Source organism: Pseudoalteromonas sp. MER144-MNA-CIBAN-0113, assembly GCF_040308965.1.
Lineage (GTDB): Bacteria > Pseudomonadota > Gammaproteobacteria > Enterobacterales > Alteromonadaceae > Pseudoalteromonas > Pseudoalteromonas tetraodonis.
In genome coordinates this window covers 23,685-35,846 of record NZ_JBEOOG010000039.1, presented here as the reverse complement: position 1 = coordinate 35,846, position 12,162 = coordinate 23,685, and the positions used below count along the sequence as shown (strand labels likewise).

Annotated in this window: 9 protein-coding genes; all 9 read left to right on the top strand. The window is 40.7% G+C overall.

The genetic code is table 11. The features are described 5' to 3' along the window. Positions 1–278 precede the first annotated feature (278 nt). The 9 genes from AAEY57_RS11565 to AAEY57_RS11525 all read left to right on the top strand — a co-directional run bounded on the left by AAEY57_RS11565 (position 279) and on the right by AAEY57_RS11525 (position 12,086). Positions 279–1,721 (top strand): glyceraldehyde-3-phosphate dehydrogenase, encoded by a 1,443-nt coding sequence (locus AAEY57_RS11565; protein WP_013464603.1) that lies wholly within the window; start codon positions 279–281, stop codon positions 1,719–1,721. A gap of 193 nt (positions 1,722–1,914) precedes the next feature. After that, positions 1,915–3,042, top strand: a complete 1,128-nt coding sequence (locus AAEY57_RS11560; protein WP_350607906.1) for a M14 family metallopeptidase — start codon at positions 1,915–1,917, stop codon at positions 3,040–3,042. A 374-nt stretch (positions 3,043–3,416) separates the two neighbouring features. Next, complete coding sequence (locus AAEY57_RS11555) at positions 3,417–4,919, top strand: alanine/glycine:cation symporter family protein (RefSeq protein WP_024603130.1); 1,503 nt, start codon at positions 3,417–3,419, stop codon at positions 4,917–4,919. A gap of 123 nt (positions 4,920–5,042) precedes the next feature. Then, entirely contained in the window at positions 5,043–5,369 is a 327-nt protein-coding gene (locus AAEY57_RS11550; RefSeq protein WP_013464606.1) for a hypothetical protein, read from the top strand. Between the two features lies 1 nt (position 5,370). Then, positions 5,371–5,652: a YeaC family protein gene (locus AAEY57_RS11545; RefSeq protein WP_013464607.1), complete on the top strand. Its 282-nt coding sequence runs from the start codon at positions 5,371–5,373 to the stop codon at positions 5,650–5,652. Further along, positions 5,642–8,326, top strand: coding sequence for a DUF349 domain-containing protein (locus AAEY57_RS11540; protein WP_350607905.1), 2,685 nt, complete (start codon positions 5,642–5,644; stop codon positions 8,324–8,326). The genes AAEY57_RS11545 and AAEY57_RS11540 overlap by 11 nt, the downstream gene beginning before the upstream one ends. 365 nt (positions 8,327–8,691) lie before the next feature. After that, positions 8,692–9,246, top strand: a complete 555-nt coding sequence (locus AAEY57_RS11535; protein ID WP_024601178.1) for a YceB family lipoprotein — start codon at positions 8,692–8,694, stop codon at positions 9,244–9,246. A 64-nt stretch (positions 9,247–9,310) separates the two neighbouring features. Then, entirely contained in the window at positions 9,311–10,612 is a 1,302-nt protein-coding gene (locus AAEY57_RS11530) for an ABC1 kinase family protein (protein WP_350607904.1), read from the top strand. 55 nt (positions 10,613–10,667) lie between these two features. Beyond that, entirely contained in the window at positions 10,668–12,086 is a 1,419-nt protein-coding gene (locus AAEY57_RS11525; RefSeq protein ID WP_350607903.1) for a sigma-54 interaction domain-containing protein, read from the top strand. The last annotated feature ends 76 nt before the right edge of the window (positions 12,087–12,162 follow it).

Genomic DNA, 12,162 nt, shown 5'->3' with positions numbered 1-12,162 from the left:
GGCGTGAGCAGGACGCGGAAGCTTTGCTCGGTTTTTACTTAGCCCACTAGGTTACAAACCTCGCGCCGCGATTAAATTGTCCCTAGTTTGAACAAATTTTAATCCGCAAAGGTCAACAGACCCTCATATAGTATTATTCTAGCCTAAACTTTAGTCTCTAACAGTAGAGAATAAAATGAGATTAAATTAGAATAGACCTGCCCGAAGGAATGCGTTGCTCTCAAAATTCGATGCATTCTTAGGCTATCCGTTCAAAATTGTTTAATTAGGTAAAAAAAATGACCTCATCTCACGAGTTAGAATACACAAGTAGCTGGCAAGAACGTCAAGATTACGCAGAAAGCATGCAGCCTATTATTGGTAAATTGTACCGTAATCGTGGTATCGAAATCGCTGTTTACGGCCGTCCATTAGTAAATTCAAGCACTATTGATATTATCAAGTCTCACAAATCAGTAGCTCAATTTGAAGGGACTAAACTGCGCCTACGTGAAAGCTTCCCATTCTTAGAAGCTATCAGCAAAATGGAATTAAATTCTGCACGTATCGATATTGGTAAATTAGCATACAGCTATTTATACACAGATGCAGCGAATGGTCGTTCAGTAGAAGAGTTTGTTAAAGATGAACTTGCTGAAATTGTTGACTCTAAACCAAAAGCACCACGTGACGTTGTACTTTACGGTTTTGGTCGTATCGGTCGCTTATTAGCGCGTTTATTAATTGAAAAATCAGGGCCGTATGCCGATTTAAACCTTCGCGCTATTGTTGTGCGTGGCGGTAAAGATGGCGATTTAGAGAAACGTGCAAGCTTATTACGTCGTGACTCTATCCATGGTCCATTTAATGGTTCTATCACCATCGATAAAGAGCGTAATGCAATTAAAGCGAACGGTAGCTACATTCAAGTTATCTACGCTAACTCGCCAAGTGAAGTTGATTACAGCGCCTACGGCATCGAAAACGCATTAGTCGTTGATAACACAGGTATCTGGAAAGATGAAGCCGGCCTTGGTCAGCATTTAGAATCTAAAGGGGCTGCAAAAGTATTATTAACAGCGCCTGCTAAAGGTAATATTAAAAATATCGTTTACGGTGTAAACAACCAAGATATTTTACCGGAAGACAAAATTGTCTGTGCAGCAAGTTGTACAACCAATGCGATTACGCCAACACTTAAAGCATTAAACGATCAGTTTGGTATTAAGAATGGCCATGTTGAAACAGTTCACTCATACACTAATGACCAAAACTTAATTGATAACTACCACAAAGCAGAACGTCGTGGTCGTGCTGCGGCACTTAACATGGTTATCACTGAAACAGGTGCAGCGAAAGCGGTTTCTAAAGCATTACCAGAGCTTGAAGGTAAACTAACAGGTAACGCAATCCGTGTACCTACACCAAACGTATCGTTAGCTATCTTAAACTTGAACCTTGAAAAGAGTACAACGGTTGAAGAGCTTAATGCGTTTTTACGTGAAACAGCACTTCACTCAGACCTACGTGATCAAATTGATTACACAGCATCAACTGAAATCGTCTCTACCGATTTAGTGGGTAGCCGTTACGCAGGTGTTGTTGATTCTCAAGCAACGATTGTTGATGATAACCGCGTAGTACTTTACGTATGGTACGACAATGAGTTTGGTTATAGCTGTCAGGTAGTTCGCTGTATGCGCGACATGGCAGAAGTCTCATTCCCAAGTTTACCTCGATAAACATATGAGCAATTAAGAAAAGCCAGCACTTGCTGGCTTTTTTAGGTCTGAAGATTTTTAAAGTGAAGCGGTTATGGTACGCTTTATTAAATTGGGTACGCGTTTATACAATTTTAAAGTGCAGTAACACGTATTTACCTCTTGGCTAAATGCCTTAGTCAAAGACACACAGTTAACTAATAGGTTTGTTGTAATGAAAATCAGTAGCAATTTCGACAGTGGTAATATTAAAGTTATTGAAGCCACCGATCCGTTAAATATTCAGCTAGAAATTAATAAAGATCATCAGTCTGAGTTTTATCAGTGGTTTCACTTTCGTCTTGAGACAACGCCTTATCAATTTCATCAGTTAAATATTAATAATCTTGATAAGTCTGCATACCCTGATGGTTGGGTAGACTACCAAGCTGTCGCTTCATACGACCGTCAAACATGGTTCCGTGTACCGTCTTCGTATGAAAATGGCACATTAACATTTGAGCTTGAGCCTGAGTGCAGCAGCGTTTACTTCGCCTACTTTGCACCTTACAGCTACGATCGTCATTTAGACTTATTAGCATGGGCGCAAAGCCAAGAAATTTGCCAACTAGAAACACTAGGTCAAACGCTTGATGGGCGTGACATGAGCGTGCTTAAAATTGGTCAGACAAGCGCCGATAAAAAAGTAATTTGGATCACTGCTCGTCAACACCCAGGTGAAACAATGGCAGAGTGGTTTGTAGAAGGCTTAGTACACAAGCTACTTGATGATGAAGACCCTCATGCAGCAGCGTTACTATCAAAAGCGGTATTTTATATCGTGCCAAACATGAATCCAGATGGCAGTGCACGCGGTCACCTACGCACTAACGCTAAAGGGGTTAACTTAAACCGTGAATGGCAAACACCCAGCATGGAAAACAGCCCAGAAGTTTACTTAGTGCTTAATAAAATGCGCGAAGCCGGCTTAGACATGCACCTAGACATTCATGGTGATGAAGCCATTCCATATAATTTTGTTGCCGGTAGCGAAGGCATACCAAGCTATGATGCACGCCTAAAAGGCCTAGAAGATAGCTTTAAAGCCGCGCTTTTAACTATTACTCCAGAGTTTCAAGATACCCATGGCTACGATAAAGACGAACCAGGTCAAGCTAATTTAACAGTAGGTTCATCAGCCACAGCAGAAGAATTTAAAGCACTAACTTACACAGTTGAAATGCCATTTAAAGATAATAATGACTTACCCGATCCAGATTATGGCTGGTCAGATCGTCGTTCATATCAATTTGGACAAGATACTTTAGCAGCCATTGTTAATGTTGTAGACAACTTAAGATAAAACGTTTGTTTCAAAGGGTATCAATAATATTGATACCCTTGTTACTTTTAGCTAAACCAACCGTACCAAAAAATAAAAATCATTTACCCACCACAGCACTAAAACGTTTCAATACACCTTCTCGACAGATTTAATACCATATAGTCTAAATCAATTTGCACTTAGTTAAACCTTGTCTTAGCAGGCTCAATATAAATAAACAATAAGTTGTTTTGAAAATTAACTGTTAACAAGGTTGGGCACTTAAGTTAATATCGATTGAACAATAAGAAAAACGGAAAAGATTAACCCCTTATTTCGTAAAGCTTATGACAGGTATTCTGAGTAGCAGAGTATGGTAATTAATAATAATAAATATAACTGTGAGGATGTTCATGGAAGCTTTTGTAAGCGCCGTTAATGATGTTGTTTGGAGTGATGCACTCATCTATTTATGCCTAGGCGCAGGCTTATTTTACTCCGTACTAACTCGATTTGCTCAAGTTAGACATTTTAAAGAAATGTGTAAGCTATTATTTAGCCCTAACACCTCAGAAAAAGGAATTTCATCTTTTCAAGCTCTTGCTGTTTCATTATCTGGCCGAGTAGGGGTTGGTAATATTGCCGGTGTGGCAGCCGCAATTGGTTTTGGTGGCCCTGGCGCTATTTTCTGGATGTGGGTTGTTGCTTTTTTAGGTGCAAGTACTGCATACGCGGAGTCAACATTAGGTCAAATTTATAAGTTAGAAGAAGACGGCCAATACCGCGGTGGTCCAGCGTATTATTTTGATCGTTGTTTAGGGCAAAAGTGGCTGGCTGTATTATTTGCTGTGTCGGCAATTATAGCGTGTGGGGTTTTCCTGCCGGGCGTGCAAGCAAATGCTGTGGGCAACGCATTCACTCAAGTATTTGGCGATGGCACTATGGTGTCTACAAGTTTTGGTGACGTAGGTAGTTTTAAACTGGTTGCATTGGCCATTATTCTAATCGTTTTAGCGTTTATTATTTTTGGTGGTATAAAGCGCATTGCTAATTTTACGCAAATTGTAGTGCCATTTATGGCGCTTGGGTACATTGTACTGGCCTTAATTATCGTATTTTTAAACATAGACAAAGTACCAGGCATTTTCTCGCTTATTATTGGTGATGCATTTACAGCTCAAGCAGGCTTTGGCGCTGCAATTGGCTGGGGTGTTAAGCGTGGAATATACTCTAATGAAGCCGGTCAAGGTACAGGTCCTCATGCGGCGGCGGCAGCAGAAGTTGATCACCCTGCACAGCAAGGTTTAGTGCAAGCTTTTTCTGTTTATGTTGATACACTTTTTGTATGTACAGCAACGGCATTAATGATTTTAATGACGCAGCAATACAATGTAGTCGGTACTTTGCCAGAAGGGCAGTTCATCATACAAAATGTGGATGCAGCAACTGAAGTGGGATCAGCAGCATTCACCCAAATGGCGTTGTTTAGTGTATTTGGTAGTTTTGGAGAAGCGTTTGTAGGTATCGCTCTATTCTTCTTTGCTTTTACCACCATACTAGCCTATTACTTCATTGCTGAGACTAATATCGCGTACTTAAATCGCTACTTTAAAGGAAGTATTCCGCTTGTAGTGGTAAAACTTATGATTATGTTTATGGTAGCCTACGGCATGGTTAACAGTTCCGGTTATATATGGACTATTGGCGACATAGGCGTTGGCTTAATGGCGTGGATCAACATATTGGGTATATTAGCCATTTTCTTTGTCGCTAAACCGGCCTTAACATGTTTGAGTGATTATGAAGACCAGAAGAAAAAAGGTGGCCAAATCACATTTGATCCCGTTAAGTTAGGGATTAAAAATGCTACCTTCTGGGAAAAGCGCCTTGAAAAGCAATCTAAAGACGCTGAATAAACAGATCCCAATAACCTAATATCATCTATTGGGTTAAATTCAAAAAAGACAAAGAGCAATAAAACAAGTACAATGAAAAGCGCCGAAAGGCGCTTTTTTTATGCGTAGTATGGAGAGAGATGTATGGCGATTATTCGTTGCCCCAAATGTGCAAAATCAATTTCAGATAAACATTCGCAGTGTCCACATTGCCAAAGTAACGTTGCTGAATTAAATGCCGAGCAAGTTCAACAACTTCAACGTGAGCAGCGAATTAAAAAGCAGCAAATGTTTATGAACCACTCCTTTTTAGCGCTGATCTTATTTTTAGGTGGCTTCTTTTGTTTGTACTTCCTACAACCTCAAGAAAAAACACTTCAGTGGTATGCGTATACCTCGGCCATTGGCATTGGCTGTATTTGGTACCTTATTAACCGTATTATTTTAGTGACTCTGAAAAAGAAAAAATGACATGAATATTGACAACCTAGTACAGAATATTACTCCAGAATTATTTGAGCGCTTACAGTATGGCGCGGCAACGGGAAAGTGGCCAGATGGCACGCCTTTATCAGATGAGCAAAAGCAACAAACAGTGCAACTAGTGATGTTGTACCAAGCAAAAGTAGCACAATCAAACGAGCAGTTTACCATTGGTGCAAATGGAGAAATGATCCAAAAAACCAAAGCGCAACTACAAAAAGAATTCAAATCAGATAACGAAATAGCTAGGTTCAGTGAAAATGATCTTTAAACACCTTTTTACACCAAAATGGAAACACCCAAAGCAACAAGTTCGTTTAGATGCGATTGAAAAACTTGATGTGGCACGTGACGTAACAATTTTAAGCACCTTAGCCCTTGAAGACTCATCGGCTGAAATTCGTCGTAAAGCACTGCAAAAAGTAAACGACTTACCACTGTGGTGGAAAGCTTACAAACAAGATCAGGCATTGAAAGATGTTGCTGAACAACAAATCTCATCGGCTGTATTAAACAGTGAAAGTAGCTTGTCGGCGCAGATTAAAAATGAGTACATTGAACGCTTTGCACCGGTTAAAACCCTTGAAAAACTAGCATTTGCTGAAAAAGAACTGCAAGTGAGAGTTAAGCTATTAAAACGCCTAGCTAACCCTAAACTGATTGAAAAAGCCTTCAAAGAAGCAAACGAAGAGCTGCAAAAGCAGTTAGTTGATTTAGTCATTACTCAGCAGTTAACTAAAGCACTGTTAAAGCATGCTCAAGGTGAAGCCAAAGTTGCGCTAGAAAGTCATCTTGAAAACGAGCGTTTAGCGCTTGAAATGCCATCGCAAGTTGAAAACGCAACCCGTGTTATTTTAGCCAAGCTTAATGCATTGCGTGATAAAAATGACTACGCCATTGTTGACCCACAAGCTGCAGAACTCATGGCGCAGTGGCAAGCTCTTGAATTAAAATGGCTAAGTGAAGAACATGTAAAAACCCTTGATGCTAAATATATATCAATTACCGATAAGCTTGATGCTCACATTGCCACATTAAAAGCGCAACATGAAATAGAGCAGCAACGTTTAGCTCAGCAACAGCGCCAAGTGTTAGCGTTAGCTACGTTAGAAGCATTAAGTGAAGAAATTGAAAATGCATTACAGTTAGGCTTAGAAACGCCAGAGCAAATTCAGCAAGATTGGCTTAATGCAAAAGTAGCGCAAGCGAAAGACACGCTAGATAAAACGCAACTGATGGCTGATCAGCAATCAAAACAAGTGATTAATAAGCTTGAGCAATTATTCTCACAAGTTGCTAAGTTGCCTGAGCTAACTGCGGCGATTAAAGAATATAAAATTGCCTACAATGCGCTTAGTGAAATAAAACCTGCAGAGCAACTTAGCGATTACGATCAACAGTTAACAGCATTCAATAATATCTTTAAAACTGCACGCAGCCACTTAAATTTACTTAGCGCTGATTTACAAACGTCATTTAAAGCTCAGCTTAACAGCCATAAGAAGCAGTTTTTAGCTGCAATGAGCGAACTCACTAAGCCGTTAGAAAAAACTCAAAGCCAAGCTAAGCGAAAAGCGCGTGATGTTAAACGTTTAATTGAAGAAGGGCGTTTTAATGTTGCATTTGGTGTATTTAAAGGCTTCGAAGAGCTATTTAATGCCCTAACTGAGAAATACCAACAGCCGCTGGTTAACTTAAAAGCTGATCTAGAAGCGCAATTAGCCGATGCTAAAGATTGGCAAAAGTATGCAGCGGCCCCTAAACGCACTGCACTTTTAGAAGAAGTAACACTGTTAGTTGATGAGCCTTGTAACGATCCGCAACAGCGTGCTGACCAAGTTAAAGTATTGCGTAAGCGTTGGAATGAACTAGGTCGCCTTGATACAGAGCAAGAAAAGCAGCAAGGAAATGAGTTTGATGAAAAAATTGAGCTATTGTTCGCACCTTGTCGTAGTTATTTCGCAGAGCAAGAAATCCAGCGTGAAGCGGCTAAAGTAGAGCGTGAGCAACTAATAGAGAAAATGCATGCACTGCATTTACAAGCGACAGAGGATGCTGATTTAGATTGGAAACAATTTGAAAGCCACTACAACCGATTACAAAAAGCATGGCGTAGTGTAGGTAAAGTTGATCCTAAAACATACCGAATTTTAAACGAGCGTTATAAGGCAGAACAGCAGCTAGTTGTATCTTCACTTAATGCGTTTCATAAAGGCAATGCCGCACTTAAAAATGAGCTCGTTGAGCAAGCGCAACAGCTATCTCAAAGTGAAAACCTAGCAGAGGCGTGTCAGCAGTTAAAGCAGTTACAACAACAATGGCAGACCATAGGTTTTGCAGGCTTAAAAGCTGAGAATGCACTGTGGCAAAAATTCCGTGAGTTTAATGATGCAACATTCACTAAACGCAGCGAAGAGTTTGAGCAGCAAAAACGCGAGCAAGGTGAGTCAGATAAGCAGGCTACAGCTGAACTTAATGAGCTAGAGGCGGCTTTAAATAGTGTTGAAGGTAAAGCCCAATTACTGGATCTGCAAACCAAAGTTAAAGGGTATATGCCATTTAAATCGTTAACGCCTAAAGTATCCGCTTTATTGTCAGCTATAGATGAAAAGCTAACCGGATTAGCCGCCAAAAACGAACAAGCTAACTTAAACGCATTATTTGTTGCGCTTGAGAATAATGAACCAGTGCCAAGTCAGTTCACTGGTGTGGTAAAAACGTCATTAAGTATCGAGCAGTTGCTAACCCGTATGGAAATACTAGCCAACGTTAGTTCGCATGACTCAGCGCAAAGAATGGTTGAGCAAGTGGCAATGCTAGATGACAAGCACCGTGGAGACCACGCTGATTTAAACTATTATTTAAAGCAATTAATTGCACTCAGCGAAGGTTCAGTCACAACTGACACACTAGCAAGGTTAAAAGTTATTTTTGCTGTAAACTAGGGTCTGTTTACCTTTCAAGGTTAAATTTGCAGCAGTCTGTTTGGTATTTAGGCAAGGTAGAGCCTATGTAGTGTGGTTATTCCCCATTAATAGGCGATAACGCAGCATCAATGCCAAACAGGCGCTGCCCGAAGGGTTCTGCCTAGGGACGATTTACTCTTTGTTGCTCGGTTTTTACTTAGCCCACTAGGTTACAAACCTCGCGCCGCGATTAAACCGCCCCTAGTTTGAACAAATTTTAATCCGCAAAGATCAACAGACCCTAAGCGCAATCGCTCTTATCAACTAAAATGAAAAAGCCGCTATTAAAGCGGCTTTTTATTATGGTTACTTACTGACTATACGATTAACCAATAGGGTTTTGCATGAAAATTTTTGTTTTTATTTCACTACTATTTTTAACTGCCTGTAACAGTACGCAGGGTATTTCGGTTTATTCATTTACAAATTCAGAGGTTGAGTCGTTACTAAATAAAGAGTTACCTAAATTAAGTGAAAAAGTTAGCCTGATGGGCTTACCTGTGCAGTTTGATGTGAATGATTTAAGCGTTAATATTGGCCCAGATAATAGTGATTATGTTTTATTAGGTGCAGATTCTAGCGCCGAGATTAATGCTTTTGCATTAAAGTACCCAGTGCGCTTAAAGCTGCAAATACAGGGTACTCCTTTTTATGACAGCGAGAAAAAAGCGGTATTTTTACGTAATGTTAAGTTACTCGACTCAAGCATTGATGCCGGTGGCTTTAAAGGTAATTTAGAAGTGCTGGATAACGAGGCCATGGATGTAATGAATGCTTTTTTAGCCGTTAACCCCGTTTATAAGTTAAATATGAACGATCCTAAAATGGCATTATTAAGTAATTTACCTTTAGATTTAAAAGTAGTAGAAGGCGCTATTAAGCTAGTCCCTCGGTTATAATTTAGATCCAATAGGCGTAATAAAACGTACTAGTTGACCTTATTATTAATAGATTAGGTTAATTATGGCTAATGAGCGATCCGTTCCCACATCTCGACTTTCACGTTTTGCAAAGTTAGGCTCATTAGCCACTGGCGTCGCCACGAATATGTTAGTGGGCGGGGCTAAAAGTGCGCTTTCTGGTAAAGGCTGGGATAATAAAAGCTTATTGCTTCAGCCTAAAAATATTGAAAACCTAGCCACTCAACTCTCACACCTGCGCGGTGCGGCAATGAAGCTTGGGCAGCTGCTTTCAATGGATGCTGGCGACTTACTAACCCCCGAACTTGCTCAATTGCTGTCTTTATTGCGCTCAGATGCCAACCCGATGCCACACAAACAACTGGTTAGTGTTTTAAAAGAGCAGTGGGGAGAGGATTGGTTATCGCGTTTTTCTCATATTGAGCTTAGGCCGTTTGCGGCGGCGTCCATTGGCCAGGTTCATTTAGCTTATAAAGAAAATGGCGCGCAGCTGGCAGTTAAAATTCAATATCCTGGAATTGCAAAAAGTGTAGTGAGTGACGTAGATAACGTGATCACTTTACTTACCTTATCGCGGTTATTACCTAAAGAGCTGGATATTAAACCCTTAGTGGCAGAAGCCAAGGCACAGCTATTAGCAGAGGCCGACTACACTCGAGAAGCTGAGTATTTAGCACGTTACAAAAACCTGTTAGCAAATAATGCGCATTTCAAAGTCCCTAGCGTGTATCCCCAGCACAGTACTGCGCAAGTGCTAACTATGGAGTATGTAGATGCCAAGTCTATAGAGGGCATTACATATTTACCACAATCAGAGCGAAGCCGAGTTGCTGAGCAACTGATTGATTTATTTTTTAAAGAAATGTTTGTCTTTAATTTAATCCAAACCGACCCTAACTTTGCAAATTTTCATTACCAACCTGAATCACAAAAAATAGTGTTATTTGATTTTGGTGCCACACGAGAAATTACCCCAGCGCTAAGTAGTGCCTATTTAGCTTTATTTAAAGCCGGTAGTAATAACGATCGGGAAGGGGTGCTCAATGCCGCCACCGATATTGGCTATTTTAAAGATTCCCTCAAAGACAATTACAAAGAAAAAGTGATTGATTTATTTTTAATGGCCTGCGAGCCACTGCGCTATAACGGCGAGTTTGATTTTAAAAACAGCGCGCTTGCTAGCAATATTAAAGATGCAGGCTTGCAGTTAAGCGCACAGTCGCAGCAATGGCATACGCCTCCTGTTGATGCGTTGTTTATTCACCGTAAGCTAGCGGGCTTGTATTTAATTGCAGCACGGCTAGATGCAAAAATAGATATTAAGGCATTATTTAGCCATTACTAGGTGCTAAAGCAGGAGAGAATTGGCATAATACTCGCGATATTTCGCGAGGTCTGCAATGATAAAAAACTTTTTAAACGATCCTACTTTATTACTTAATGCGGTAGGTGAGGGCATATATGGATTTGATTTATCTGGTAATGCGGTGTTTGTAAACCCAGCCGCAGAGCGAATGACGGGTTGGACAGCCGATGAATTGCTGGGTAAAAAAATACATCAATATCATCATCACAGTCATGCCGATGGCACGCCTTATCCTGCCGATGAATGCCAAATTTACTGCACCATGTTTGATGGCAAACGCCGCGAGGTTAAAAACGAAGTATTTTGGCGTAAAGATGGCAGCGCCTTTGCTGTTGAATATACCTCCACCCCTGTTTATAAAAATAGCCAGCTTATTGGTGCCGTGGCCGTTTTTCGCGATATATCAGCGCAGCAGCGAACCCAAACCGCGCTCCAAGATGCTTTAGCGCAAGTAAAGCATTTAAGCGAGCAGCTCAAAGATGAAAACGACTACCTTACTGCCGAGCTAAATCAAGATTGGCAAGACTCAGGGCTAGTAGGGCGCAGTGATGTATTTCAACGTATGTTGCAGCAAATACAGTTAGTGAGCGAAACCGACAGTACGGTGTTGATACTTGGTGAAAACGGTACTGGCAAAGAGCTGGTGGCACGTAACTTACATAGATTAAGCAAGCGCAATGAGCAGGCGTTTATAAAAGTTAATTGTGCGGCGTTTACCCCTAGCTTATTAGAATCGGAGTTGTTTGGACACGAACGAGGCTCGTTTACCGGCGCAAATGAGCGTCGTAAAGGACGTTTTGAACTTGCCGATCATGGCACCTTATTTTTAGATGAAGTCGCAGAGCTGCCGTTAGAGTCCCAAAGTAAGCTATTAAGGGTATTACAAGAGCGTGAATTTGAACGCGTTGGCGGTAGTCAAACCCTAAAGGTTGATATTCGCATCATTGCTGCAACCAATCGTAACTTGTGGGAAATGGTACAAGCAGGGCAGTTTAGAATGGACTTATATTATCGTTTAAACGTGTTTCCTATCAAAGTGCCAGCACTAAAAGAGCGAAAAGAAGATATATCTTATTTATGTCAAAACTTAATTGTGCAAATAAACAAGCGGCTAGGTAAGCAATTACAGGGGTTAAGTAACAAAGCTATTAGGCAACTACAAGCCTATGACTGGCCCGGCAATATCAGAGAGCTGCAAAACGTGTTAGAGCGAGAAGTTATTTTATCTACACAACCCACACTGCAGTTAAGTCAGCCGCTAAAAGCTGGTGATGCGAGTGCTGTTAACCCAACGCTTACACTTGATGAAGCACAAAAACAGCATATAAGCAGCGTATTAGCACTGTGTAATTGGAAAATTGCAGGTGAACAAGGCGCGGCAAATAAGTTGGGCTTACCAGAGAGCACCTTACGCTCAAAAATGCAAAAATTAGGACTGCGTCGCCAGAGTTAATCCGTGATATATCGCGATAGTCGCTAAATATCGCGATATTGTAGTCCGGTTTTATTATTAAAATCATTTAATATCA

What these genes read in the sequence shown, in the direction of transcription:
- AAEY57_RS11535 (WP_024601178.1), top strand. Translation starts at nt 8,692, where the DNA reads ATGAAAATTTTTGTTTTTATTTCACTACTATTTTTAACTGCCTGTAAC.
- AAEY57_RS11565 (WP_013464603.1), top strand. Translation starts at nt 279, where the DNA reads ATGACCTCATCTCACGAGTTAGAATACACAAGTAGCTGGCAAGAACGT.
- AAEY57_RS11525 (WP_350607903.1), top strand. Translation starts at nt 10,668, where the DNA reads ATGATAAAAAACTTTTTAAACGATCCTACTTTATTACTTAATGCGGTA.
- AAEY57_RS11560 (WP_350607906.1), top strand. Translation starts at nt 1,915, where the DNA reads ATGAAAATCAGTAGCAATTTCGACAGTGGTAATATTAAAGTTATTGAA.
- AAEY57_RS11550 (WP_013464606.1), top strand. Translation starts at nt 5,043, where the DNA reads ATGGCGATTATTCGTTGCCCCAAATGTGCAAAATCAATTTCAGATAAA.
- AAEY57_RS11545 (WP_013464607.1), top strand. Translation starts at nt 5,371, where the DNA reads ATGAATATTGACAACCTAGTACAGAATATTACTCCAGAATTATTTGAG.
- AAEY57_RS11530 (WP_350607904.1), top strand. Translation starts at nt 9,311, where the DNA reads ATGGCTAATGAGCGATCCGTTCCCACATCTCGACTTTCACGTTTTGCA.
- AAEY57_RS11540 (WP_350607905.1), top strand. Translation starts at nt 5,642, where the DNA reads ATGATCTTTAAACACCTTTTTACACCAAAATGGAAACACCCAAAGCAA.
- AAEY57_RS11555 (WP_024603130.1), top strand. Translation starts at nt 3,417, where the DNA reads ATGGAAGCTTTTGTAAGCGCCGTTAATGATGTTGTTTGGAGTGATGCA.